This is a genomic window from Methanolapillus millepedarum, from assembly GCF_032594115.1.
GTDB lineage: Archaea > Halobacteriota > Methanosarcinia > Methanosarcinales > Methanosarcinaceae > Methanolapillus > Methanolapillus millepedarum.
The window spans coordinates 1,945,376-1,969,708 of sequence record NZ_CP131060.1; the positions used below are offsets into that span (position 1 = coordinate 1,945,376).

The window sequence follows — 24,333 nt, forward strand, 5'->3', positions numbered from 1 at the left end:
CTCTAAGGATCACCGGAAAGAATGATTCTTTGGCGTTAGTGAAGGGCGACAGCACTTAATTTTGATATTAACCATTTTGTTTATTTGGATTGCCGATTACATTTCCAAAGGTTTACTTTTTCGGGAAATACCTCCTGTAAACGATAAACATAAAACAAGCGGAAATCAAAAAAGATAAAATAAGCGATATCGAGAAGATCATCACCGATCTTTTGGGATTTTGGAATATATCGGATGACTCCGTCGAATCATGGCCGTTTGCCATGTTTATACTGTCTGTGTTGTTTGAACTGCCACTGCTGTTATGGATAATGTTGCTGTTGGTGCTATTAGTGCTGTTACTGCTTGTATTTTTTGTGTTGTTATTACTGTTTGTCCTGTTTGTGCTGTTGCTGCCGCTTCCACTGTTGCCGGAACCGTTTCCGGTACTGTTCTCCTCGGTTGTGGTGATATGAATCGGAACGACATATCCGACCGGCGTTGTTGATTCCGGATTTCGAATGATTTTTAATTTCACGTCCGAGAAATCCGATTCTGATTTTACCGGATTCGTTTGAACAGAAACCGTCAACGAATAACTCTGCCCGGGCTCTAATGAGACAGAAGATTCGGACAATGAAAACAGCGGCAAAACTCCTGTTTTTTCGGATTGATCCAGATAAAAAATGTAATTTAAAGACGTATCGCCTGTATTTCGGATATAAACGGTTTTTGAAACCGTATTTCCGATTGTGCTGCCGGTTGTACTGCCGGTTGAGTTTGAATAATCCAGCTGAAGATCGAGTTTGAGCGGCGAAACGGAGTCTTGAACCACAATTTCATTTTCAGCCGCAGCGGCGCCGCATATAAAAACGGCGCAGCTGATGATTGTCAATAACAAAAAAAGATGAACGGACTTAACCGATTTTTTAAAACAATGATTTTCACGCATACTATTCGCTCCTGTTATCTGTCTGTGATAATTGATTTTTGTGAAATATCGACTATATAACGGCAAATGAGAAGGGAGCAACAAAACCATCAAACATGAATGTTCATATACGTTCTGATTTTGGGAAAATCGAAACATTTTTAAAGGCTATTCGGACCTTTTTTGGTTTTTGATTTGTTGATTGGTTTTGACTGGGTTTGATTCGTTTTTGACCTGATTTTTTGATTCGGAAAACTATATTTATGAAAGACAACAAATGAGAATCCACTCTTTTTCAAATCATTGGGGAAAATTTATGCAAGAATACAAATTAAAACGCGGATTTACGCCGGACATCGAACGCATGAGAAGTTTACTCACCGAATGTTTCGGGTCTGAAATCAAAGAGGAAAACAAAAAATTAGTGACGTCTTACGGCGTTTTGAAAAAAATCACCGTTTGGATTGACAACAAAAAACTCTGCGTGGACACCGTTTCCGATAACGCCGGCGCGTCTGACAATTCTGTTTTAGACACCAATAAACGTTTTCGAACCTTTTTGGACAAAGCCACCGGTTACTCTTCCAAAGACCGCGTGAAAAACGCCAAAAAAGAAGTTGGCGGCGAAGATTAATCCAAAGAATAAAATAAAAAAGATGAAACAAAGAATCAACAAAATTATCCTTGTTTTTCAAAAGTTTTCATTTTTATAAATTAAAGACTCCGGAATCGAAAAAACACCAAAAGATTAATATTTGAAGTATTCCTTTTTGGAGTCTGCTTTCCAAAGCTAAACGTTTTTACTCAGCCGTTTTGAGCGGTTTTATTGGTTGTTTGCCTTGATGGCTTAGCGGTATAGCACTTCCTTGGTAAGGAAGAGGTCCCGGGTTCAAATCCCGGTCAAGGCTTTTTTCTTATTAACTATTTTGATAATCTGTTCCGATTCTGTTGCTGTTCCGCAGACGGTACTGTTTCTGACGGTTCATTACGGTTCTAATTTCTACATAACTCCAACATCAGTTCACAAATCTATATTTCGCTATATAAAATATATTTCGTTTATCCGAATAATTTTAAATATATGAAAATTAATAACACAAGCGTTTATCTTAAAAATAAAGGAGAAAACGCTGAATGAATCATCAATCTGACTTTTCAAACACCAACCAACCGGTCCGAAAAAAAGGTATGAAACGCCTGTGGGAACTAGCCTTCATGCAAAAAGGACTCGTCATCGCCGCCTGTATTCTGGCCGTGATCAGCATCATTATTTCATTTTCACCCTTCATTGCCATTTATTACATTATTCAGGAGCTTTTGGCTCACATTACCAACCTCAGCGGACTGGATTCCGAATACATGATCCGATTGGGTTGGATTGCTGGCGGCGGGGCTCTGTTGGCGCTCTTTTTGAACTTTTGCGCACTCATGTGTTCCCACGTCGCGGCTTTTAAAACAATGTACCGTCTGAAATTGGAATTTACGGAACACATTGCGTCCCTTCCGCTCGGATTTCATACGGAAAACTCCACCGGAAAACTCCGAAAAATCGTCGATGAAAACATCGAAAAACTGGAAGGGTTCATCGCCCATCAGCTTCCCGATATCGCCGGGTCGTTTGCGGCGCCGATCGTGGTTCTGGTCATTTTGTTCGTTTTCGATTGGCGTCTCGGACTGGCCAGCCTTGTGCCGGTTGTTTTGGCTTACGGCGTTCAAATGGCCGGATTTTCCGGAAAAGACGCGCAATATTTCCTCAAAACCTATCAAGATTCGCTGGAAGAAATGAACAACGCCGCCGTTGAATATGTCCGCGGAATATCAGTTGTCAAAGCGTTCAATCAAACCGTCTTTTCATTTCGAAAATTTCACGCCGCCATCAAAAACTACGGCAAATTCGTTTTTTCATACACGGAAGCCTTTGAAAATATTATGACGCTGTTCATGGTCATGATCAACAACATTTACCTGTTTTTGATTCCGGTCATCATTCTGCTTTCCGGAAATGTAACGAACTATTCAGATTTCACGTTGGCCTGCATCTTTTACTTAATCTTCTCCCTTGCTATTCCGGCATCGTTTACGAAACTCATGTACGTTTCTCAAACAGGACGGCAAATCGCCGACGGAATCGGACGGATGGACAAAATACTGGATGTACCGACCCTTCCCCAAACCGCAAACCCGAAAACCACGAAAAATTACGATATTTCTTATGAACATGTCGTTTTTTCCTACGAAGGAAACGGGAAAGAAAGAGACGGAAAAAATATGGCCCTTTCTGATGTGTCTTTTACCGCGAAGCAGGGGGAAATTACCGCTTTGGTCGGGCCGTCCGGCAGCGGAAAAAGTACACTTGCCCATTTGATTCCGCGTTTTTACGACGTCAATTCGGGCGCTGTCAAAATCGGCGGCGTTGACATTCGGGACATGTCGGACGATTATCTGATGTCAATCGTCAGTTTCGTGTTCCAAGACGTCTTTTTGTTTAAACAAAGCGTTTACGACAACATTCTCATTGGCAACAAAGAGGCAACCAAAGAAGACATCATTCGCGCCGCAAAAGCTGCCCAATGCCATGAATTCATTGAAAAATTGCCGAACGGATACGATACCGTCATCGGAACCCAAAACATTCATTTGTCCGGCGGAGAACGGCAACGAATTGTGATTGCGCGTGCGATTTTAAAAGACGCGCCGATTATCGTGCTTGACGAAGCGACGGCATTTGCAGATCCTGAAAATGAATACAAGATCCAGCGCGCCTTTGAAGAACTCATGAAAGACAAAACCGTGATTATCATCGCCCACCGGCTTTCAACCGTCCGAGGCGCCGACAAAATCGTTGTGATCGACAGCGGAAAGGTCGCGGAAGAAGGCGTTCATGAAACGCTTGTCAAAGCCGGCGGACGATACAGCCGCATGTGGGGACAATACACAAGGTCCCTGCGTTGGACGCTGGCCTCTAAACCGGAGGTGAACTAATGCCGTACATTCAAGAGAGATTGGGCCTTTCCGATCAGGGTTACAAAGATTTGAAAAAAGCCGTTTTTGCCTGCGTGATTGCAAATTTGACGTTGCTGCTTCCGTTTGTGGTCATCATTCAAGTCATAACGACTTTAATCATCCCACTTGTGACCGGCAGAGATTTGGATACAAATCGACTGTGGATGCTTCTGGCCGGCGGTATTTTTTCGGCCATTCTTTATGCTTTGGCTTACAAATACGAATACCAAAAAACATTTACAGTCGCCTATGCAGAATCGGAAAATATCCGGCTGGACGTTGCGGAACATATCCGCCGCCTCCCGCTGAGCTTTTTCAATAAAAAGGACTTATCGGAACTCACCACCAATATGATGGCGGACTGCGCGTCCATCGAACATGTCATGAGCCACGTCGTTCCGGATATGATTGCCACTGTCATTACAGTCGTCATCGCCTGTATTATGCTGTCATTTTATGATTGGCGCATGTCCCTCGCTATGTTTTGCATCCTTCCGATTTCCATCGGAATTGTCGCATTAAGCCTTGGAATTCAGAAAAAATACGGAGAACGGCATGTTAAAGCAAAATTAAACGTTTCCGGACAAGTTCAAGAGTATTTGGACGGCATCAAAGTCGTTAAAGCGTTCGGACTTGCCGGCGAAAAATCAATAGCCCTTGAGAAATCACTTCGGACAATGATGAAAGAAGCTATTATTTTCGAAGGCGCCGTCGGCGTTTTCATTGTGCTTGCAATCATGGTGCTGCAAGTCGGAATCGGACTGGTGGTATGGGTCGGTGTGAATTTAATCACCGCTGGAAGCTTGGATGCGATGACATTTTTGACGTTCGTCATGATCAGCGCAAAAATTTACACGCCGCTTGTCGTGATTTTGACGCTTTGGCCGGAACTTCTTTACATGATGGTTTCAACAAAGCGGATGCAAACCCTTCGAAAAGAGCCGCTCATGGACGGAGATGAAAATACGGTTTTGACGAACTATGACATCCAATTTAAAGACGTCACGTTTGCCTATAACGAGGAAGCCGTTTTCAAAAATATAAATCTGGAAATTCCCGAAAATGGTGTAACCGCCTTGGTCGGTCCGTCCGGAAGCGGGAAAAGTACAATTTCCCGGCTGATCGCCCGGTTTTGGGATGTGAACGGCGGCGCTATTTATGTCGGCGGTAAAAACATTCGGGAAATCGATCCGGAGAGACTGATGAATTATATGAGTTTCGTCTTTCAGGATGTGGTTTTGTTCAACGACACCGTGATGAACAACATCAAGATCGGACGACAAGGTGCGACAGATGACGAAGTGGTAGCGGCTGCAAAAGCAGCCCGCTGTGAGGAGTTTATCCGGGCCATGCCGGACGGATACAACACGGTTATCGGTGAAAACGGAAATACACTTTCCGGCGGTGAACGCCAAAGAATTTCCATTGCCCGAGCGCTTTTAAAAGACGCGCCGATCGTTCTTTTGGACGAAGCGACCGCGTCGCTTGACCCCGAGAATGAAATGCAAATTCAGGAAGCGATTTCGGCCTTGATCCAAAATAAAACGGTCATCGTCATCGCCCACCGCCTTCGAACCGTTTTGGACGCCGACAAGATTATTGTTTTGGATAACGGACGAATTTTAGAGGAAGGAACAGGAGAAAAGCTGCTGGCTGAAAACGGTCTGTTTTCAAAACTGTACCGGATTCAGCAGGAAAGTTTGGGGTGGTCAGCCGGAAATCATTGAAAACGAAATGAAGATAAAATATGAAAAACGGATATTAAATCAATGAACACCTATTGATTTAAAACAATAAAATGCAGGAATCCTGCATTTTATTCATTTAAACTTTATTCCAATTCCAACTATTCTAATTTTAGCTTTATTCCAATTCCAACTATTCTAATTTTAGCTTTGTTTCATTTTGCATTCATTCTTTTCATTTTCTTTTTTCTTTTTTTGCGATGTCGCCGACGCACATGTTACAGCATTCGGTTTTGGATCCGAGTCTGGAAAAACCACGGATTATTTTTTGAAATCGCTACAACCATCATTCCAATTTCAAATGATATTCATTAAGTTTAAAATATAAATGAAAAATAATAAAATAGAAATTTATAAATAAGTTTGATTCGTTGTATTCCATGATTTTTATATTATTCCAGGAGGAATCATATTGGCAAAATATCAAGACCCGAAAGAGCCATTCATTCCAGACAGAACGGTTTTACCGATTCATGAGCCGAAATATAAACCGATCAAAGCAAAATACCTTGAAGACGCTCCCGAAGCGCCGCCGCGTTTTACGGTGACGCCGCCCAAAGGCGCGCCAAACGTGCTTCTCGTTCTTCTCGATGACATGGGATTTGGCGCCTCGTCCGCTTTTGGCGGACCGATTCCGATGCCGACCGCCGAGCGGCTGGCCAAAAAAGGAATTAAATTCAACCGGTTCCACACCACATCCATCTGCGCGCCCACCCGCGCCGCACTCCTTTCCGGTTACAACCATCACTCCTGCAACATGGGACAAATTACGGAAGTCGGAACTGCTTATCCCGGAAATACCAGCACGCGTCCGAAATCCGTCACACCGCTGGCCAGAGTCCTGCGCGACAACGGTTATTCCACCGCTCAATTCGGAAAATGCCATGAAACACCGACCTGGGAAACCAGCATCTCCGGACCGTTTGACCACTGGCCGATATATTCCGGTTTTGACAAATTCTACGGATTCTTATCCGCGGAAACAAACCAATTCAATCCCGAGCTTATTGATGGAACTGTATTGGTTGATACGCCGACTGATCCGGATTACCATTTATCCGAAGATTTGGCGGACAAATGTTTGGAATGGATGAAATTCCAAAAAACGTTGACGCCCGACAAACCGTTCTTCATTTATTTGGCGCCGGGCGCCACACACGCGCCGCACCAAGCGCCTGAAAAATACCGAAACATGTTCAAAGGCCAATTCGATGAAGGCTGGGACGTTTTGCGTGAAAAAACACACGACAGAATGATTGAAATGGGTATTATTCCGAAAGGAACGAAACTGGCGCCCAAACCGCGCGGCATCCAAACGTGGGCAGACCTTCCTCAAAAAGAAAAGGAACTCTACCGCCGCCAGATGGAAATTTATGCGGGATATGCCCGCCACGTTGATGACCAAATCGGCCGCGTCATTGACACCGTCGAAGAATTGGGCATCATGGACAATACCGTTATCATCTACATTTTGGGAGACAACGGCGCCAGTCCGGAAGGCGATTTGCATGGCGTTTTTAATGAGATTTCAACAATGAACATGGTGCCGGAATCATTTGATTATGTGTTAAGCCGGAAAGACGAACTCGGAACAGATATGTCCAACAACCACTATGCTGCCGGTTGGGCCGTTGCTCTGGACACACCGTTTACGTGGACGAAAACAATCGCTTCCAACTTCGGCGGAACCAGAAACGGATTCATCTTCCATTACCCGAAAAAATTCAAAGACAACACGGAAGTTCGTTCCCAATTCCACCATGTGATTGACGTCGCACCGACAATTTTGGACATTTGCGGAATTCCGCAGCCGAAAATAGTGGATGGCGTTGAGCAAAAACCGATCGAAGGCGTCAGTATGGTTTACGCTTTAAAAGACAAAAAGGCAAAGGACCAAAGAAAAACACAATATTTCACGATCGATCTGCACTACGGCGTTTACCATGAAGGATGGTTTGCGGGCGTGATTTCAAACGCGCCTTGGGAACGTGGTTTCGACCTGAAGAAATGGATGGAAAATATCGAGTGGGAACTTTACGACATTGAAAAAGATTACAGCTGCTCAAACAACATCGCCAAAAAGTATCCGGAAAAATTAAAAGAAATGCAAAAGGTCTACTTTGAAGAAGCCGAAAAATACAACGTTTTGCCATTGGATGATCGTGGACAAAGCCTTCTCAATGCCAAATTTGCCAACCGTCCGACCTTAATGGGCGATCGAAAAGAAATCACCTTGGGCCCCGGCATGGGTGGCCTGAAGGAAAATTGTTTCCTCAACATGAAAAATACATCCTATACAATCACCGCCGAAGTTGAAACGAAAAAAGGATTCACGGATGGTGTGATTTTCAGTCAGGGCGGCCGTTTCGGAGGATATTCATTATATGTCAAAGACGGAAAGCCGAATTTCTGTTACAACTTCGTGAGCATGGAGCATTACTATGCCCGTTCCAATAAACCGCTTGCCGATGGAAGAAACCAAATCAAATTGGATTTCAAATATGACGGCGGAGTCGGAAAAGGCGGAACGGCGACGATTTACGTCAACAATGAAAAAGTAGGGGAAGGACGGGTTGAGAACACCATGGGTTACTTCTATTCTTTTGATGAAACCGCAAACGTCGGTTGCCAGCGTGCAACGCCGGTCACGGAAGAGTACACCGTTGCCGACAGCATGTTTAAAGGAAAAATCTACTCTGTCAATATCAAATTGATTGATGACGGCAAGAATCAGGATCAGAAGACGGATAAAACCGCCAAACCGGATAAGAACCAGAGCAAACAAAAGAAATAAAAATAATTAATAAAAACAAAATGAATACGCAAATCAACAACAAATGAAAAAATAAAAGACAAGGATTGAAAAACCGGCATGGTTTTTCATTTCCTTTTTTAATTTTCATTTCCGTTCTTAATTTTTAAAAACATATTTCAAAGAGATTGATAAAACTCTTTCAATTGCTTCTTTTTTTCATCGCTCAAAGAATGCCATCGGATTCCTTCGACAGCGCCTTCCAATCCGTAAAGCATGCTCAAGCAAGCCGTCGGATCTCGAAGACGAAGTTTTAAAAACGCGTTCTTGGCTCCTGTTTTTCGAAGCTCCTCCGGCGTATTGATGCCGGCGTCAACCAACTTTTCAGCAACGACTTTTCCGATGTTCGGTAATTTTTCCAAATCCGACTGACTCATATTGACCACACTTAAATCTGGACACTTTTCTATTTTATTGTTTGTACCGATCCATTTTAGTTTTTATTTCGGATTTGCATCTGCTATTAACTGTTCCGATTTGCACCTGCTGCTGACAGTTTCAGATTGTACCTGTTACAGTTTCAGATTGCATCTGCCGGTTACAGTTTCAGATTGCACCTGCTGTTTATAGTTTCAGATTGCATCTGCCGGTTACAGTTTCAGATTGCACCTGCTATTTACAGTTTCAGATTGCATCTGCCACTGCTGTACCCAATCTTTCGAATGAAATCCGATTCAATCAGACGCAACTTGCGTCTGATTGAATCGGGACGGTTTGCTTGACATCAATTATAAAATCGATGCTGTCTTTACTTGAGTTTTCAAAAAACCGCCCTTTTTGTTGAATCCAAAAGAAAATGTGTCACCATAACGCGCGCGCAACCGCTCGCCGCAAAAATAGAAAAGGGAAAAAAGAAAAGATGAAAATCAGTTTTTGTTTTCCGCCGTGTCATACCGGACAATAAGAACCTGCTGCTTGGCGGTTCGGACAATCTTTTCCGAAACACTTCCGAGAAGAATTCTCTCCAGCGTCTTTTTACCGGTAGCGCCCACGATAATGAGGTCTGCGTTAATTTGGTTGGCATATTGGACAATTTCGCCCGGCGCGGACCCGGAAAGGCTGATCGTTTGATATTTGACGCCGGCCTTTTCCGCTTCCATTTTGAAATATTCGAGAGCGGCATCCGATTCTTTTTTGATGTTTTCAGAAACTAAAACCCATTCGGCACTGGTTGGCGTGATGTTTGACACATCGGCCACGTAAACGGCGTACAGTTCGGCGCCGGTTAATTTTGACAAGGAAATGGCGGTATTGATTGCCTTTTTGACATAGTCTGTTCCATCAGTTGCCACAATAATTTTTTGGTAAAGCTTCTCGTCCATTTCATGACACATCCATTTCGATTTATCACTGACTTCAAATTTAAAAATCAAATAAATATTGGATTCATGATTTAAATAAGCATCTCATCAACATGCGCTTTAACGAAACGCTTTGCATTTGATTTCCTCTACCGCTATTTCGCTGTTCCGGGCGCCTGCATTCATATTACAACAAAAGACGGCAAAAAGACAAATTTTCATTTGTTGAATGCTCCGAAAAATACGGCGGCTGAGTTTTCCGATCAAATCAGAATGTACCGAAAATGAGTTGGGAGGGGTGTTTGGAGAGAATCTCTCCGAACATTTATCTGTTTTTATTTATTATTTGTTTTTATTTTTAAGGGCCGGGACCGAGAATCGAACTCGGGTCAAAGCCTCCACAGGGCTTCAGGATAACCTTTACCCCACCCCGGCCACGATGTAATAACGCCAAGAAACGGTCAAAAAAGCGGTTTTGTTTCTTAAAGCATGCCATAAATCCGTTTTTTTCATATAAATGTTTCGACAAATCCGCATTTGTTTTGTATGAATGAATCAACCGACTCAATACAAAACAAAGGATTCTGCAAAAATATTTCAAAAACAGATATTTATTCCGGTGACAACGGACTTTTGTCGCCGTAAATGCGCGCCCGCTCAAATGTCAATATTTTTCGGACAACCAATTTCTTTTTTCCGCACCATCCGGCTTCCGGGTAGTTCTCGGATACAAATTTATAGAGGTCGTCTTCATTCATTTTTTCCATTTTGTCTTGAAGTAAAAGCAAGTGTTTTTCTTTTTCGTCCATTTTTTCCCCTCACAAATTGTTTCTGATAATGGTTTTGAATTATTTGAATCTTCCCGCCGTTTCATTGTTTTACAATCAGGAAAAATAGGTAAAATAATAATGAAGATTTCGAAAATTATTCGTCGCCTTTAAAAAACAGAGCACAGTGGCATGCACCATCATTTTTAATTTCATCTTCATGGTAAATACACGGGCAGATGATTTTTCGGTCTTCCGTTTTGTCTCCGTAAATGATCCGGCACGGACAGTATTGAACGCCGTATTGTTCCCGCCGTTTGGCCAATCCCTCAATGACCAAATCCAATTCGTCCGGATCCGGGTTCAAACGAAAACCTCTTTTCGCCGCATATTTTTCGGCGTAGGACCTGACTTTTTCTTTCGTTTCTTCAAGAGTCATTTTTCCACCTTTTTGAAAAATTAATTAAGCCTTCATTGGGTTTGTTTTATTTAAAATTATGTATGATTATAATTAAAAGCGGAATGAAAAACGAGATGAGTTTTAACAAACACACAGGCCTGTAAATGCAACAGCCATAATTGAAAAACAGAAAAAGCAGAACAGATTTATTCAAAAATAAAAAAAGAAGAAAGAGGAAAAATCCTCTTTCACTTATTTTTTATTATTTTCTTCTCTTGTAAAGACCGACGCCGACAAGACCAAGAATCGCCGCGATTGCGAACACAACTTCAAATCCGGGGATGGATGATTCCGGTTTTGTGGTGTTGTTTGTTGCATTTGTGGTGTTGTTGGTTACATTGGTGGTGTTGTTGGTTTCGTTTGTGGTGTTGTTCACCTTTTGGTCTTCCAAGTAGATCTTCTGTCCGTCACCCAATCTCAAGAGCGTGGATTCGCCATATTGGTTCTTCACGGTCAAGGTAACGTTGTAGTAACCGGATTTCTGGTAGGTGTGTCTCGGGTTCTTTTCAGTGGATGTGCCACCGTCTCCGAAGTCCCAGGACCAGGAAGTCGGGTTGCCTGAGGAGAGATCTGTGAACTGAACCGGGTGCGGTGCAACTCCTGAGAGAACGTCAGCTTGGAAGTCTGCGCGCGGGGCAGATCCGACTGTGATGTATTTCTCTTTGGTCATGGTGTTGTTACCGTATTGGTTCTTCACGGTTAATTTCACTGTGTAAGCTCCGCCGGTTGTGTAGTTGTGTTTCGGGTTCTTCTCGGTGGATGTGGTTCCGTCTCCGAAGTCCCAGCTGTAGGTCAAGTTCTCGCCCTGTGATTTGTCGGTGTATTGAACAGACAAGGTTGCAGATCCGTCCGTGGGTGTTCCGCTGAAGTCGGCGACCGGTGTCTTTCCGACACTGACGAAGTTCTGTTTCACAACAGAGTTCACACCGCAGCTGCTGACAACAGTCAAAGCAACGGTATAGGTTCCGGTTTGGTTGTAGGTGTGGGACGGGTTCTTGTCGGTGGAAGTTGTTCCATCGCCGAAGTTCCAGAGGTAGGTTAAGTTTCCGCTGCCGATTGATTGGTCCGTAAATTGAACTTTCAACGGTGCCGCTCCTTGGTTGTTGGTGGCGGTGAAGTCTGCTTTCACGGTGTCGGAAACAACGACGTTCTTTAAGCTGTAGGTGATTGTAGCGTATTTGTCGGTCACGTTCAAAGTGACGTTGTAAACGCCGGCTGATTTATAATTGTGAGTCGGGTTCTTCTCGGTGGATGTGGTTCCGTCTCCGAAGTTCCAGTTGTAAGTGGCCGGGTCGGTCACTTGGCCGTAAGTTGTGAAAACGATTTGTTTGGTGTTGTCACAAGTGGAGTTGGCTGTGAAGAAAACGTAGGGTGCAACACCGATGTTGATGTAACCGGTTTTGGTCATGGTGTCGTTTCCGAACTCATTGGAAACCGTTAAAGAAACAGTGTAGGATCCGACTTTGTCATAGGTGTGGGTCGGGCTTTTCTCATTGGAGGTTGTTCCGTCGCCGAAGTTCCAAAGGTAGGTAGTCGGGTTGCCGAGGGATTGGTCGGTAAATTTGACGTTCAAAACAGAGTTGCTGGCAGTTTGGTTTGCCGTGAAGTTGGCGACCGGACCGGAACCGACATAAATGTAATTGGTTTTGGTCATGTTTTTGGTTCCGTAGTTGTTGGTGATGGTCAACGTCACGGTGTAGTTACCTTCTTTGGTGTAGGTGTGTGTGACATCTCCGGCAGTGTTGGAATAGGATCCGTCACCAAAACTCCAGTTGTAGGTCATGTTTTGTCGGGCACCGGCAGATTGGTCGGTGAACGCGACGGTTAACGGGGCTTTTCCGCGGAGCGGTGTTCCGACGAAATCCGGGACCGGAATGGTTCCGACTTCGATATATCCATCGGACGGCGCTGCAACGGTAACTGCCGGGAATAAAGCCAGGAGAAGGCAGAGAACAAGAGCCGTTCCCATTAATTTCCCGAAGTGGTTTCCATGTGTTTTCATAAATATCTAAACTCCAAGGTTCGTTAATTCCTCAAAAAGGACATGATTGAACAATAAAACAATAATAACATCTTTTCAAAATTCTCGTTTTTCATTTAATGTTAGTTTCGTGTTAATTTGTTCAAAAATTATGAATTATTCATTAAATTTTTGAGTACATCAGACATTATTTTGTCGTAAGAATCTACTTTAATCTTATTTGACTATATAAATTCTTATCAGGCCATATAATCAAATAACTGCTTGAATATAAGATATAAAGAAGAATATATACCTTACCATTGAAACAAGCATTGTTAAGGTGAATATACAGAAAAAAATGCATCAAATATTATGAAATTCAAATATTTTATCACTTTTTGCGTATATTTATAATTTCCTTCTCTTGACCCTTATTTTCATTTATTGGTCTTTTGTTTATCTTAATCAAATTGAATTATTTGATTGACTTGAAATAATACTTTGGATATACTCCTCGGTAATTGACTGAAAATCGCTTCCTTATTATAAGTGATGTGGTCTATTACCACACAACAAATTCATACGGGCTTTCCGTTCTCCCTTAAAAAATATGGAAATGATATTGTCTTCTGTTATTGTTTTTCTGAGAAGCCTGTTGTTAAACTGTTCAAAATCGGAGGATTGCACATGACGAAGGTTACCTTAGTCTCTTGTCGAATATTTGAGGATGAACTCACCGCTCTTTTGAAGAAAGAGTCCGAAATGCGCAAAAATGAAAACAAATCCTTGAAGATTATTCTTTACAAGACGGATTTTATCGAAATGTTGATGTTAAAGTTGGATTCGGAAGGCATTGTTTATGAAATTCTTGAAAGTAATTCCTTGCCTTTTGAGGCGGATGATGTCATTGCCCTTCGCTTAATTGAATTTTCGATGGAATCCCGCCCGAATGAAATCAAGGTCATGGTCTATGAGGCGGTGAAAGCAGTGCAGTCGGGTTCAGATGGCATTTTGGTTCTTTACGGATTATGCGGCAATGTTCTTGGAAATATTGAATCGGACTTAAGTCTGCCGGGTTGCCCGGTCCGAATTCTAAAAGACAGCGACGGCGATATCGTCGATGATTGCATTTGTGCGTCTTTAGGCAGCCGGAAACGGTATATTCAGGTTTTAAGAGAATGCCCTTCCGGGGAAGGAACATTCTTTTTGACGCCGATGCAAGCGGCTTATTGGCGCGAAATTGCTTACGCGAGTGCTTTAACGCCGGATCCGAACGATGATGAAATGATTAGATTTGTTTTTAAGTATTCAAATTATAAGAACGTCGGAAAAATCAATACCGGGTTCATATATGAAAAAAAGTATGACGATATTGTTTCGGATTTTTCATCACGGTTCGACATGAAAATTATCGAATACGAAGGCAAAAGCATTGTTTATACGTGTTATGAGAATCTGATGAAAGAATTGAATATTTTGTCATCATAAATGTCAAAAAACATGACAATCTTGTTTCTTAATTATATTCTTAAAGCGGTAAAAATTTTAATTGAGCCTCTTATATCTCTTATATTTTACTTCATTTGCCGGATTTTTATGGATTCGGTTATAATCCGGTAAAATTGTTATGATAAATAATGACTTTCATTTCATTTGGGTTAAATTTATAAAAGATATACTCATCACTCCTTTTTTAATCAAAATACGGGACTTTTGACTATGAGCAACGAAAAAACCATGCCGGAATATGATTATGAAACGCTCGGACTGAAAGTCGGTCTTGAAATTCACCAGCAGGTGGCTTCCGAAAAAAAACTTCACTGCCGATGTCCGAATATTTACCGCGAAGTTGCGGAATCCACGCATGAGCTCCGCCGGTATTTGCGTCCCAAAGCCAACAATTTGGGTATGATGGACCCGGCCGCGATCGAACAGACAAAAGCCCGGAAACAAAATATCTACAAAGTTTATGATACAACGTGTTTGGGGGACATTGATGAGGCGGGTCCGGCGCCGATCAATCCGGAAGCGTTGGATATTACACTTTCCATTTCCAAACTGCTTCATTTGGTTCCGGTGGACCGTGTCCACACGATGCGAAAAATTATTGTGGACGGGTCCGGTCCGGCCGGTTATCAGAGAACGTCGTTTATCGCCGGAAACGGGTGGATTGAAACTGATTCCGGGCGGTGCCGCATCGCCAGCTTGTGTTTGGAAGAAGAGTCCGCTCCGAAAGTTGAGGAAACGGACGAATATATTATTTTTTCATTAGACCGCCTCGGCATCCCGCTCGTCGAAATTGCGACTGAACCGGATATTAAAACACCGGAGCAGGCCTATGAAGTGGCGGCTTATCTCGGCATGTGCTTGCGTTCCACTGGAAAGGTTAAGCGCGGCATCGGGACGATTCGGCAGGATGTTAACGTTTCTATTCGGGAAGGCGCCCGCGTCGAAATGAAAGGCGTTCAGGCGCTGAATATGATCGATGAACTTGTCCGCCGTGAAATCGGCCGGCAGTTGAATCTTCTTCAGGTTCGGGACGAGCTGCTTGCCAAAAGCGCGTCAATTTGTCATGAAATGTTTGACGCGACCGAGATTTTTAAGAACACAAATTCAAAGGTCATTCAAAAAAGCGCCAAAGACCGCCGAATTATCGCGATTCGCCTCAACGGTTTTGACGGCTTCGTCGGCCGCGAAATCATGCCGGGCCGGCGGATCGGAACGGAATTGTCCGAACGTGCGAAAGCGGTTGGGGTTTCCGGTTTGTTCCACACGGATGAGCTTCCGAATTACGGGATTACAAAAGAAGAAGTTGAAACGCTTCGAAATTTTGTCGGCGCCAAAGACGATGATGCGGTCGTGATGATTTCTGGCCGGGAAAGTGTTGTTCGAAAAGCCATGGAATCTGTTTTGCAACGGGCTGATGATTTATTGGTCGGCATTCCAAACGAAACGCGCCACGCGCTTCCGGACGGCAACACCTCTTATATGCGTCCGCTTCCGGGAGCTGCCCGGATGTATCCTGAAACGGATTTATACACTTTTGCCGTCAGCCGGAAAAAATACGAAAACCATCCGGCGCCGGAGTTGTTGACGGACAAAGCCGTCCGGTTCATGAAAGAATATCATTTGAACAAAGATTTTGCGGACCAGATCGTCTTTTCGAAATATTTGCCGCTCTTTGAACGTTTGGCGGACAAGTATAAAGGAAGCGAATATGTGTCGCCGACGCTTATTGCGCGCGTGTTTACAGGCGTTTTGCCGGAACTTAAACGGGAAGGTATTGACATTGATTCAATTTCGGACGACCATTTTGAAGAATTGTTTGATATCATTGCCGCCGGCAAGCTTTCCAAAGACGCCGCACGTGATGTTTTGGTCGTTGTCTGCAATGAATCCGGCTGCCTGATTGTCGAAGCGGTTGGGAAGCTCGGCATCAAAGAAGTTGATATGAGCGAACTTGAAGCTTATGTCGACTCGGTTATTGCCGAAAAAAAGGCTTTCATCGCCGAAAAAGGCTTAAACGCGGCCGGGCCGCTCATGGGTCTTGTTATGGAGAAATACCGCGGCAAAGTTGACGGCAAAGTCGTGAATGCGATGCTTCGAGAAAAGATTGGGAAAATGAGTTAAAATTGATTTTAATCAGAAAGCTGTTCAACAGCTTTCTTTTAATTTTTAATTAATAAAAACGTTTGAATATTATTTGGTATATTAAATTTTTATGTATCACCAAAACTGATACCATTTTTTACTTTTGGCGCCTTCCAGTTCCAACTGCTTTTTCTCCAACTGGTTAATCAACGTCTGAACCTGAGCGATGTGCATTTTCGTTGTGTTGTCGCGCTCCATTATTTGTTCGTCTTTTGTCTCCAGCTGCTTTGTCAGCGCTGCGATTTGATTGTCTTTGACAGTTAACTGTTTCAAAAGTGCGTCCACATATTCTTGGGAAACGGCCGAGGCGGCGTCCGGCTCCAGGTACTTTTCAAGAGCTTTTGTCACAATGACGCCTTTAGGCTCATTAATCGAATCTAATTTTTTATAAAGTTCGGTCGAAATTCGAACGTTCAACTGCTTTTTATCATCGCCGGCCTTGCCATCGTCTGTCGGCATCCTCATATGCAGCGCTTTTCTATCGTTTTTGTCATCCGCTGACCTGCTATCACTTGAATCAATAGGATCTGTCATGTTATGTCAAGCCTTCTTATTGAATAATATCAAAAATCTATCAAACAATATACCCTTTTCTCTATTTATCATTTGTTGTATCTATCAATTAAGGTTGACGTAAATCCGCAAAAAATGGATTGCCATTCATTCGATTTGTGTTACCGTCTCTGTTTTCTTTCGGTGTTCTATTACCGATCTATCAATCCCATCCTCAAACGATTTCAAAAAAGCTATCTTCGTGCTAATAATGATATGCATTATTGATTTCCGGTCGATGATTTTAGCATTTAACAAATTACTTAATTGAATTGCTATCTGCTTTCTAGGAACGCCTAGATTTGTGATCGCTTTTTTGAATTTTATTTTGTATTTGCCCTACAATAAATAGCTTCAGCTATAATAATTTTGCAGCCTCTGTCAAACATAAGTTTTTTCCAAACATTTTGGTTGAAATGGTTCGTTTTCAATGATATATTTTGCTATATTCTAAAAACAACATCAATTAACTATATTTCTTTTAATTTTAATGATTTCTCCCTCTTTTATCTAGCAAAAATATAGGAATCATTCGATTTTGCTAAATATAGTCGTTAAATCTATGCTATTGTTTTGACCAGTTCTTCTGAAATCGATTTTTGAATTTTATATCGCGATATTTTAGCAACAAGCTTCAAAAATGATATGTTTTGATACAAATCTATATTGTTTTGGTTCCCTTTGGAAAGTGTCGTAGAAAAAAGGAGGTAAAATCTAGCAATTGTCGAATAAATTGCTATAAAATCCTAGATGTTAAACGATAAGTATTTATTTGAGAGATTCCTACTAGATTATTGTCAGTGTTGGGCTGAAGTTTTTCAATAACTCAACTAGACTCAAAAATCTTTGAATTGGAAGAAATGTGTGAAAGAGAGAAGGATAGTTTGTGGCGAATTATCCTTTTCTACTCGTTCTAATATATAACAATTGAAAGAAACAAAATAGATGAGATAAATCCGATAACGAAAAATCGTATTTGCGCTATTAGGATATATCAGTATCAATCCTCTATCTTTTCAAAATATATAATACTTTTGCTTGAATCGGCTAATTGTTATTTTTATTAAATCTTGCTTTTTGGAAGTTCAGATTGAATTTTTTGAATCCTATTTTCCTTGTTTTTCAATAATGTTCAAGGTTATTTTGTTATCCTATTTGTCATTGGTTCTTGGGTGTTTTTTCGGTTTTACTACACACATATTCGTGACATTTTCGAACAGAGGAGTTATATATTTGAAGAATTATCAATCCACTTTTAGAGGCTTAAAACACGCCATGCGCGAAAACCCTTTAAGTCAACTAAAATCGGAATGATACATTTGACAGAGATATTAAACATGGATCTTGGAGAAAAAATTGATGGCATGAGCCGTCGTTATCTCAAAAAACCGCCTTCATGTATCAAACCTGCGGATGCCGATGAAACGACATGCCCGTTATCGGACTATATTTCATTTAAACGCACTTTATCTGATTTTGACTTATCTTTTTCCAGTTTTCTTCTTTTTTCAACTTTATCTTCTCTTTTCTTATTTTCAAAAATGATTGAGGATTAAATATGCCAAAAAGACAAGATGTTCGTAGAATTTTACTGATCGGATCCGGTCCGATCACCATCGGCCAGGCCGCAGAATTTGACTTTTCGGGAACCCAGGCCTGCCGCGCCCTCAAAGAAGAGGGATTTGAAGTCGTTCTGGTCAACTCAAATCCGGCTACCATTATGACTGATCCTGAGACGGCGGATTCCATTTATATTGAGCCGATTAAATCTGAAATTATTGAAAAAATTATTGAAAAAGAAAAGCCTGACAGTATTATCGCCGGAATCGGTGGGCAGACCGGTCTCAATATGACGACTGAACTCTCCGAAAAAGGAATCTTGGAGAAATATAACGTTAAAATTCTCGGAACGCAGGTCAAATCCATTCAAATCGCGGAAGACCGTGAACTTTTCAAGGAGCTTATGATCAGCATTGGCGAACGTGTCCCGAGAAGCAGAGCCGTATCATCGATTGATGAAGTCGAAGAAACCATTAAAGAATTTGGTCTTCCGCTCATTATCCGTCCGGCTTACACTCTTGGTGGGGCCGGCGGCGGTATTGCCCACACTCGGGAAGAACTCTTTGAAATTGCCGAGCGCGGGCTTAAGAAGAGCCGCATTCACCAACTCCTGATTGAAGAAAGTGTTCTCGGCTGGGAGGAAATCGAATATGAAGTTATGCGCGACAAAAACGATACCTGTATCGTGATATGTACGATGGAGAACATCGATCCGATGGGAATCCATACCGGAGAATCCATGGTCGTCGCCCCAATTTTAACCATGCCGGAAGATGACAAAAAAATGCTCCGAAACGCCGCCATTAAAATTCTCCGCGCCTTAAACATTGAAGGCGGCTGTAATATCCAGTTTGCTTACAATCCGGAAACCAAAGATTACCGGATTATCGAAGTCAATCCGCGTGTTTCCCGTTCCTCCGCTCTGGCATCCAAAGCAACCGGATTCCCAATTGCCCGCGTGACTGCGAAAATTGCGATTGGAAAGACCTTGGATGAAATTATCAAAGGCGTTCAAGTCGGGTCCGATAACTACGAGCCCAATGTTCAATATATTGTGGCGAAAATGGCCCGTTGGCCGTTTGACAAATTTACGACCGCTGACCGAACGCTGACAACATCCATGAAAAGCACCGGCGAAGTGATGGCAATCGGCGCCAGCGTTGAACAAGCCATTCAAAAAGCCATTCGCGGGCTTGATCTCGGAAAAAGCATTGATGACTATTGTTGGACCGACGAAGAAATTATCAATCTCCTTAAAGTCGCAACGGATGAGCGCATTTTTGCGATAATTCACGCTCTTCGAAGAGGCTATACGGTCGACGCGATTTCAGGCTTAACTAAGATCAATCCATTCTTCATCGAAAAAATCAAAAACGTTGTCATGACGGAAGAAACCTTGTCCAAGCAACCGCTTTCCAAAGAATTGCTTTTGGACGCCAAAAAGAAAGGATTTACGGATGAGAGAATCGCTGAGCTGTCCAAAAAATCACGCTCTGAAATCACTGATATGCGATTGAAAGAAAATATGGTGGCCGCTTACAGGATGGTTGACTCCTGCGCCAAAGAACTGGATGCATTCACACCGTATTATTACACCGAATATGATATGAAGAACCTGTCTGTGGCAACGGATGAAAAGAAAAAGGTTTTGATTTTGGGCTCCGGTCCGATCCGCATCGGTCAAGGGATTGAGTTTGACTACTGTACGGTTCATGCCGTCAAAGCGCTTCGGGAAGAAGGCATTGAAACACACATCATCAACAACAACCCGGAAACAGTTTCAACGGACTATGACACGTCGGACAAATTATTCTTTGAGCCGCTCACACTTGAAGATGTCATGAATGTGATTGAAAAGGAAAAGCCGTACGGTGTTTTGGTTCAATTCGGCGGACAGACTTCCGTGAACTTAGCCATTCCTTTAGAAGAAGAATTAAAGCGGCGGAACATGTCCACCAAAATCTTAGGCACAACGCCATCTGATATGGATATTGCCGAAGACCGTGAAAAATTCAACATCATGATGAAAAAACTCGGCATTTTGCAACCGGAAGCCGGATACGCGACGTCGGAAAAGCAAGCTTATGAAGTTGCCGACAAAATCGGTTATCCGGTTCTCGTCCGCCCGTCTTATGTTCTCGGCGGCCGCGCGATGGAAATTGTTTCCGACCGCGACGAACTTGAGAAATATATCAAGGAAGCTGTTCGTGTGTCTAAAGACCACCCGATTCTGATTGATGATTTCCTGGAAGGCGCCCGCGAAATTGACGTGGATGCCGTGAGTGACGCTGAAAATGTTTTCATCGGCGCCATTATGGAACACGTTGAAGAAGCTGGTATTCACTCGGGAGATTCGGCTTGTGTCATTCCGGCCCAAACACTTTCCGAAGAGATTCTTGAAACCGTTCGTGATTATACAAAAAAGATCGCGCTTGCCTTAAAAGTGAAAGGAATGATTAACATCCAAATGGCCGAACAAAACGGTAAAGTCTTTGTGCTCGAAGCCAACCCAAGGTCAAGCCGGACCGTTCCGTTCGTTTCCAAAGCTGTCGGTATTCCGCTTGCGAAAATCGCCGCAAAAGTCATGGTCGGCAAATCCTTAAAAGAACAAGGTTTTATCGCCGACAAAGAACCTCAAATCAAACACGTCGCCGTGAAAGAAGTTATTTTACCGTTTGACAAACTCACCGGCGCCGACCCGCTCCTCAGTCCGGAAATGAAAAGTACCGGCGAAGTGATGGGCATTGACTATCGCTTTGATTTGGCGTTTTACAAAGCGGAAATGGCCGCCGACAACACATTGCCGCTTGAAGGAAATGTTTTCATGTCCGTCCGCGACAAGGACAAAGATGAAATGCTTCTCATCGCCAAAGAAATGACGGCAGCCGGTCTTAAAATGATCGGAACCCGCGGGACCGCCGCCTTTATGGAAAAGAACGGTGTTTCGATGGACATCGTTTTAAAAGTTCACGAAGGAAACCCGAACGTCATTGACCGCATTCGAAAGAATGAAGTCGCCTTGGTGATTAACACGCCGACGCAAAAGACGAAATCCAAACGCGATGGATCCAGAATCCGTCGCTCGGCGGTCGATTACGGCGTTCCGTACATCACGACGCTTCAAAGCGCCAAGATTTCGGCCAAAGCCATCACAGCGGCAAAAGAGAAAGAGATGACAATTAAGTCGATTCAAGACTACAACAAAGGACAATAATCTTTTTTCTTTTTCCTTTCTTTTTTCTCTTTTTTTTTCATTTTTGTTTTCTTTTTTGGCAGCAACGCGCGCGCGTTATGGCAATCATTTTTCGCAATGAGTTGAGTAAATGCAGGTCATTTTTATTTTAAATTTTTCAAAAAAACGGAAGTGGGAATTTAAATGAAACAAGCAAACCGTCCCGCAAATTCCGACGCAAAAATTCCTTCGCTTCGCTTCGGAATTTTTCAAGGGGCGGGGGAGTCTGTTTCCAATAAGTTCGCTTCGCGAACGGCTCCCTTCGGTCGCTGAAAAATTCGCAGGCGGCTCTTTATTTATGAATCAAGCAAACCGCCCCGCAAAATCAGACGCTTTGCGTCTGTATTTTGCGGATTTCCATACGTGGGTGCATTTCGATTGGAAGCTTGCAGGTGCAGTTAATACCTTACCGTTTACTATTCCGGATTGTACTTGCTATTTACCATTCAGATTGTATCATTTATTTGCTGTTCCAATTGCACCAACTGTTCACTGTTCCGATTGTACCTATTGTTTACTGTTCCGATTGTACCTATTGTTTACTGTTCCGATTGTACCTATTGTTTACTGTTCCGATTGTACCTATTGTTTACTGTTCCGATTGTACCTATTGTTTACTGTTCCGATTGTACCTATTGTTTACTGTTCCGATTGTACCTATTGTTTACTGTTCCGATTGTACCTATTGTTTACTGTTCCGATTGCACCAACTGTTCACTGTTCTGAGTTACATCTGCTGTTTACTGTTCCGATTGCATCTGCTGCTACTGAACCCAATCTTTCAAGTGAAATCCGATTCAATCAGACGCGAAACGCGTCCGATTGAATCGGGACGTTCTTTTTAAAAATTTAACAAGCGTACGATTGTTCTCTTTCATTTTTCAAAAAGTGCTGCATGCTTTTGAAATCTAAATGAAAATGTGTCGCCATAGCGCACGCGACGCCGCTGCTGCAAAAAACGGCTCCTTTTTCGTTTTCACCGCATCCGCGGACAAAGATTAATATAATGAATCGTTGAAATATCCACCAAATTTTCAATATTTATTGAACATTTTGGTGAGATTATGGCAAAAAAAGCAATCCTTTCCTACTCGGGCGGTCTTGATACGTCCGTTTGTATTCCGCTTCTGAAAGAAAAATACGGGTATGACAACGTTGTGACCGTTTCCATCGATGTCGGCCAGCCGGAACACGAAGTGAAAACGGCAGAAGACAAAGCCAAAAAAATCAGCGACAAGCACTATACCATTGACGCAAAAGACGAATTCGTTCAAAATTATATTTTCCCGCTCATCAAAGCCAACGGCGACTACGAAGGCTACGTCATGGGGACTTCCATTGCCCGCCCACTGATTGCGAAAAAAGTTACGGAAATCGCTGAAAAAGAAAAAGTTGCGGCATTTGCGCACGGTTGTACCGGTAAAGGAAACGATCAGCTCCGGTTTGAAACCATTTTCCGTGCCACCGGTCTTGAAGTGATTGCGCCGATGCGGGAACTTAACTTGACTCGTGAATGGGAAATCGAATACGCGAAAGACCATGGAATTCCGGTTGCGGCAACCAAAGACAAGCCGTGGAGCGTTGACGAAAACCTCTGGAGCCGCAGTATCGAAGGCGGCCGCCTCGAAGATCCGAATTTTATTCCGCCGGAAGAAATCTATGAATGGACTGTTTCCCCTGAAAAAGCGCCCGACACGCCGACAATCCTTGAAATCGGATTTGAAAACGGTGTTCCGGTGTCCATCGGCGGCAAAAAAATGAACGGTGTCGAATTGATTCGCGAATTGAACAAAGTCGGCGGTAAAAACGGCGTCGGTCGCTCCGATCTTGTGGAAGACCGTGTTCTCGGACTTAAAGCCCGCGAAAATTATGAACATCCGGCCGCCACCATTCTTCTCAAAGCCCACAAAGACTTGGAACAACTGGTGTTAAGCCGCGCGGAACTCAAATTCAAAGCCATGGTCGACGCGCAATGGTCCGAACTGGCCTATCAAGGGCTTGTGAACGAGCCGCTTTATGAAGACTTAAATGCTTTTATTGACAAAACACAAGAACGCGTTACCGGAACCGTTCAGATGAAGCTTTACAAAGGAAACGCGTCCGTTGTTGCCCGGCAATCTCCGTTTGCGCTTTACTCGGAAGACATGGTTTCGTTTAACAGCCAAACCATCAACCAAAAAGACGCCGAAGGCTACTGCAAATACCACGGATTCCAAGCCCGGATGTATCAGAGCTTGAAAAGGCAAAACAAATAACAATAAAGTAACGAAAAATTGGAAAACAGAACTTTGAAATCGTGAACCATCACGATTTTCAATATCTATTTTTTTTTTTTTTTTTTTTTTTGAAATTTTTTCTGTTTCATGTTTTGTTTTAT

16 protein-coding genes and 2 tRNA genes are annotated in these 24,333 nt (G+C 42.8%); 10 read left to right on the plus strand and 8 right to left on the minus strand.

Going from position 1 to position 24,333, the window contains the following annotated elements; all coding sequences use genetic code 11:
• Positions 1-112: 112 nt before the first annotated feature.
• Positions 113-931, minus strand: a complete 819-nt coding sequence (locus MsAc7_RS08850) for a hypothetical protein (RefSeq protein ID WP_338102551.1) — start codon at positions 929-931, stop codon at positions 113-115.
• A 295-nt stretch (positions 932-1,226) separates the two neighbouring features.
• Here MsAc7_RS08850 and MsAc7_RS08855 point away from each other — a divergent pair, with 295 nt between their 5' ends.
• The 5 genes from MsAc7_RS08855 to MsAc7_RS08875 all read left to right on the plus strand — a co-directional run bounded on the left by MsAc7_RS08855 (position 1,227) and on the right by MsAc7_RS08875 (position 8,452).
• A complete protein-coding gene (locus MsAc7_RS08855) occupies positions 1,227-1,544 on the plus strand; it encodes a DUF5611 family protein (RefSeq protein WP_338102552.1) in 318 nt (105 codons plus the stop codon).
• A gap of 202 nt (positions 1,545-1,746) precedes the next feature.
• A tRNA-Thr gene (locus tag MsAc7_RS08860) sits at positions 1,747-1,818 on the plus strand.
• A 226-nt stretch (positions 1,819-2,044) separates the two neighbouring features.
• On the plus strand, positions 2,045-3,892 hold the full coding sequence (locus MsAc7_RS08865; RefSeq protein WP_338102553.1) for an ABC transporter ATP-binding protein: 1,848 nt from the start codon (positions 2,045-2,047) through the stop codon (positions 3,890-3,892).
• Positions 3,892-5,640, plus strand: coding sequence for an ABC transporter ATP-binding protein (locus MsAc7_RS08870; RefSeq protein WP_338102554.1), 1,749 nt, complete (start codon positions 3,892-3,894; stop codon positions 5,638-5,640). Before MsAc7_RS08865 ends, MsAc7_RS08870 begins: the two co-directional genes overlap by 1 nt.
• A gap of 430 nt (positions 5,641-6,070) precedes the next feature.
• Positions 6,071-8,452, plus strand: a complete 2,382-nt coding sequence (locus tag MsAc7_RS08875; protein WP_338102555.1) for an arylsulfatase — start codon at positions 6,071-6,073, stop codon at positions 8,450-8,452.
• 137 nt (positions 8,453-8,589) lie between these two features.
• Here the strand turns inward: MsAc7_RS08875 and MsAc7_RS08880 are convergent, their stop codons facing one another.
• From MsAc7_RS08880 to MsAc7_RS08905, 6 genes are all read right to left on the minus strand, one after another.
• Positions 8,590-8,847, minus strand: a complete 258-nt coding sequence (locus MsAc7_RS08880) for a TfoX/Sxy family protein (RefSeq protein ID WP_338102556.1) — start codon at positions 8,845-8,847, stop codon at positions 8,590-8,592.
• 489 nt (positions 8,848-9,336) lie between these two features.
• Positions 9,337-9,792, minus strand: coding sequence for a universal stress protein (locus MsAc7_RS08885; protein ID WP_338102557.1), 456 nt, complete (start codon positions 9,790-9,792; stop codon positions 9,337-9,339).
• 342 nt (positions 9,793-10,134) lie between these two features.
• Positions 10,135-10,206, minus strand: a tRNA-His gene (locus MsAc7_RS08890).
• A 176-nt stretch (positions 10,207-10,382) separates the two neighbouring features.
• The gene (locus MsAc7_RS08895; RefSeq protein WP_338102558.1) at positions 10,383-10,580 is read right to left on the minus strand and encodes a hypothetical protein; all 198 of its coding nucleotides are present in this window, start codon (positions 10,578-10,580) and stop codon (positions 10,383-10,385) included.
• A gap of 115 nt (positions 10,581-10,695) precedes the next feature.
• Positions 10,696-10,977, minus strand: a complete 282-nt coding sequence (locus MsAc7_RS08900) for a ferredoxin-thioredoxin reductase catalytic domain-containing protein (protein ID WP_338102559.1) — start codon at positions 10,975-10,977, stop codon at positions 10,696-10,698.
• A 223-nt stretch (positions 10,978-11,200) separates the two neighbouring features.
• Positions 11,201-13,000 (minus strand): PKD domain-containing protein, encoded by a 1,800-nt coding sequence (locus MsAc7_RS08905; protein ID WP_338102560.1) that lies wholly within the window; start codon positions 12,998-13,000, stop codon positions 11,201-11,203.
• 648 nt (positions 13,001-13,648) lie between these two features.
• Here MsAc7_RS08905 and MsAc7_RS08910 point away from each other — a divergent pair.
• Both MsAc7_RS08910 and gatE read left to right on the plus strand, forming a co-directional pair.
• Positions 13,649-14,449, plus strand: a complete 801-nt coding sequence (locus MsAc7_RS08910) for a DUF1638 domain-containing protein (RefSeq protein WP_338102561.1) — start codon at positions 13,649-13,651, stop codon at positions 14,447-14,449.
• A 231-nt stretch (positions 14,450-14,680) separates the two neighbouring features.
• Positions 14,681-16,591, plus strand: a complete 1,911-nt coding sequence (gatE, locus tag MsAc7_RS08915) for a Glu-tRNA(Gln) amidotransferase subunit GatE (RefSeq protein ID WP_338102562.1) — start codon at positions 14,681-14,683, stop codon at positions 16,589-16,591.
• 96 nt (positions 16,592-16,687) lie between these two features.
• Here the strand turns inward: gatE and MsAc7_RS08920 are convergent, their stop codons facing one another.
• On the minus strand, positions 16,688-17,146 hold the full coding sequence (locus MsAc7_RS08920; protein ID WP_338102563.1) for a hypothetical protein: 459 nt from the start codon (positions 17,144-17,146) through the stop codon (positions 16,688-16,690).
• Between the two features lie 1,355 nt (positions 17,147-18,501).
• On the opposite strand from MsAc7_RS08920, the gene MsAc7_RS08925 reads away from it, so the two are divergent.
• The 3 genes from MsAc7_RS08925 to MsAc7_RS08935 all read left to right on the plus strand — a co-directional run bounded on the left by MsAc7_RS08925 (position 18,502) and on the right by MsAc7_RS08935 (position 24,211).
• Complete coding sequence (locus tag MsAc7_RS08925) at positions 18,502-18,720, plus strand: hypothetical protein (RefSeq protein ID WP_338102564.1); 219 nt, start codon at positions 18,502-18,504, stop codon at positions 18,718-18,720.
• A gap of 2 nt (positions 18,721-18,722) precedes the next feature.
• Entirely contained in the window at positions 18,723-21,938 is a 3,216-nt protein-coding gene (carB, locus tag MsAc7_RS08930; protein WP_338102565.1) for a carbamoyl-phosphate synthase large subunit, read from the plus strand.
• A gap of 1,082 nt (positions 21,939-23,020) precedes the next feature.
• Positions 23,021-24,211, plus strand: a complete 1,191-nt coding sequence (locus tag MsAc7_RS08935) for an argininosuccinate synthase (protein ID WP_338102566.1) — start codon at positions 23,021-23,023, stop codon at positions 24,209-24,211.
• Positions 24,212-24,333 lie beyond the last annotated feature (122 nt).

Bases quoted from the DNA above. Each gene is read 5' to 3' on its own strand.
- MsAc7_RS08850 (WP_338102551.1), bottom strand. From the start codon at position 931: ATGCGTGAAAATCATTGTTTTAAAAAATCGGTTAAGTCCGTTCATCTT.
- MsAc7_RS08855 (WP_338102552.1), top strand. From the start codon at position 1,227: ATGCAAGAATACAAATTAAAACGCGGATTTACGCCGGACATCGAACGC.
- MsAc7_RS08865 (WP_338102553.1), top strand. From the start codon at position 2,045: ATGAATCATCAATCTGACTTTTCAAACACCAACCAACCGGTCCGAAAA.
- MsAc7_RS08870 (WP_338102554.1), top strand. From the start codon at position 3,892: ATGCCGTACATTCAAGAGAGATTGGGCCTTTCCGATCAGGGTTACAAA.
- MsAc7_RS08880 (WP_338102556.1), bottom strand. From the start codon at position 8,847: ATGAGTCAGTCGGATTTGGAAAAATTACCGAACATCGGAAAAGTCGTT.
- MsAc7_RS08885 (WP_338102557.1), bottom strand. From the start codon at position 9,792: ATGGACGAGAAGCTTTACCAAAAAATTATTGTGGCAACTGATGGAACA.
- MsAc7_RS08895 (WP_338102558.1), bottom strand. From the start codon at position 10,580: ATGGACGAAAAAGAAAAACACTTGCTTTTACTTCAAGACAAAATGGAA.
- MsAc7_RS08900 (WP_338102559.1), bottom strand. From the start codon at position 10,977: ATGACTCTTGAAGAAACGAAAGAAAAAGTCAGGTCCTACGCCGAAAAA.
- MsAc7_RS08905 (WP_338102560.1), bottom strand. From the start codon at position 13,000: ATGAAAACACATGGAAACCACTTCGGGAAATTAATGGGAACGGCTCTT.
- MsAc7_RS08910 (WP_338102561.1), top strand. From the start codon at position 13,649: ATGACGAAGGTTACCTTAGTCTCTTGTCGAATATTTGAGGATGAACTC.
- gatE (WP_338102562.1), top strand. From the start codon at position 14,681: ATGAGCAACGAAAAAACCATGCCGGAATATGATTATGAAACGCTCGGA.
- MsAc7_RS08920 (WP_338102563.1), bottom strand. From the start codon at position 17,146: ATGACAGATCCTATTGATTCAAGTGATAGCAGGTCAGCGGATGACAAA.
- MsAc7_RS08925 (WP_338102564.1), top strand. From the start codon at position 18,502: ATGGATCTTGGAGAAAAAATTGATGGCATGAGCCGTCGTTATCTCAAA.
- carB (WP_338102565.1), top strand. From the start codon at position 18,723: ATGCCAAAAAGACAAGATGTTCGTAGAATTTTACTGATCGGATCCGGT.
- MsAc7_RS08935 (WP_338102566.1), top strand. From the start codon at position 23,021: ATGGCAAAAAAAGCAATCCTTTCCTACTCGGGCGGTCTTGATACGTCC.